Below are 1554 nucleotides of genomic sequence, written 5' to 3' on the forward strand. Positions count from 1 at the left end.
CCTCGATGTCTTTCGCGCGGGAAGCGTCTATCGAGAGAACTCGGGCGTGGGGTCGCCGGGCGAGCAGGACCTTCCCCCAGAGCATCCCCGGCGCGCCCAGGTCGGCGCCGAAGAGGGCCCGGCCGGTCACCTTGCCGATCCCATCCACCCGCCAGTGGGGCCGGCCGATCGCGTGCTGGTCAGATTCCATCGTTCTTTCCGCGCAGGAACGGGGCCCTGCTTGTCCCGGCACCGATGATGCCCGATCGCGGGCGCGGTCACAATAGCCGCGGGGTCTGCGGTCACAAGCGCCGCGGGCCCCGGGGATCCGCCGCGACGCTACTCGTACTTGAGCTCAGAGCCCAGGAGGCTGTGGGGGATCAAGAAGATGATCAGCGTCACTATCGCGGCGGCGATGACCCAGCGATGCGGCCGCGTGGAGCGGAGGATGGAGATCGCGGCCGCCAGCCACGCGAGGAACGAGATCAGCGTCTTGTTGTCGGTGAGATCCCAGCCGAACGGGACGCCGGTCCAGAAGGCGCCGAAGGCGTACTTCTGAATGACGGGGCCCAAGATCATCCCCCCAAGAACGAGCAACCCGAAGGCGATCCACGTGAGCCTCGCCAGGGAGGCCCGCCGCTTGGGCGATCCGCGCGCGGCCGCGCTTCCCCCGGTCACGGCTGCGATCCCCTCCAGCCCCGCGCGATTGGACCAGATCATCGCGGCGAAGATCACGACGACGTGCAGGATCAGCACGGGGAGGGGCACGGCCCCCTTGAATCGAGTCACTACGCTGCCCGACGCCGGAAGGCGAAGCCGATCCGTGCCCTTCTGCAGCTCGACCCAGTACTCGAGCTTCCCGGCCGGCGGCTGGTGCGGCAGCCGGCCGACGAGAAGATCCCCCTCGCGCTGCATGGGCGTCCTGGTGAAGTCGTCCCTTGTCGGGTAGCGGCGCCAGAGCAGGTCCCCGGCCGCCTCTGACCCCGCCGCGCGCACGGCGATCGTCTGATCACCCGGGCCGCTGTGCGTCCGCGTCAGCCTCGCCCTCACGTCCTCTCCGGCCCACGAGAGCCGGACTCGGACCGGGTAGGTCGGACCGGTGACCCGCTGGAAGACGGCCGAGCCCATCGCGACGGCGACGGCGAGGATCCACTTCAGAGCTGTCGAGCGGAGAATCGCGTTCATCCCCTGCAGAGTATTCGATCGCCGCCTTCTTGGAAACCGGCGTTCGCCGGGGCCGTAGGGGGTGATATCTTGATCGCCTGCCAGGCGGCCGGACCGCTCTGGCTCCCGGAGGATTGGACGATGAGTCCCGGCGCGCACCGATCGACTGTTCTGCTTGTCTGTCTCCTTGCGACCCTCCCGATCGGGGCGGCCCCGAGGGCCCTGGTCGATGGCGGCGGAGTCACGCAACCGGAGTTCGCGCACTGGGGTTTCGATCGCCGCTGGCTCGTCGAGGGCGAGGGGGTGCTCCCCGACACGGCCATCGACAACGACCCGAGCTTGACCGCCAGAGGGCTCGACCCGCAGCTCGACCTCGCGATTCAGACGATCCTGGCCAGGATGGAACCGGAG

General features: G+C 69.0%; 3 protein-coding genes. 1 reads left to right on the forward strand and 2 read right to left on the reverse strand.

The window, feature by feature from the left end:
• Both FJY88_14295 and FJY88_14300 read right to left on the reverse strand, forming a co-directional pair.
• Window positions 1-190, reverse strand: a 190-nt coding sequence (locus FJY88_14295; protein ID MBM3288497.1) for a hypothetical protein, incomplete at its 3' end; no start/stop codon positions are given.
• A gap of 128 nt (window positions 191-318) precedes the next feature.
• Complete coding sequence (locus tag FJY88_14300; protein MBM3288498.1) at window positions 319-1164, reverse strand: hypothetical protein; 846 nt, start codon at window positions 1162-1164, stop codon at window positions 319-321.
• Window positions 1165-1284: 120 nt separating this feature from the next.
• Here FJY88_14300 and FJY88_14305 point away from each other — a divergent pair.
• Window positions 1285-1554 (forward strand): hypothetical protein (locus tag FJY88_14305; protein ID MBM3288499.1); only part of this gene is annotated, 270 nt, incomplete at its 3' end.

This window comes from Candidatus Eisenbacteria bacterium (assembly GCA_016867495.1).
Taxonomy (GTDB): domain Bacteria; phylum Eisenbacteria; class RBG-16-71-46; order CAIMUX01; family VGJL01; genus VGJL01.

What these genes read in the sequence shown, in the direction of transcription:
- FJY88_14300 (MBM3288498.1), bottom strand. Translation starts at nt 1,164, where the DNA reads ATGAACGCGATTCTCCGCTCGACAGCTCTGAAGTGGATCCTCGCCGTC.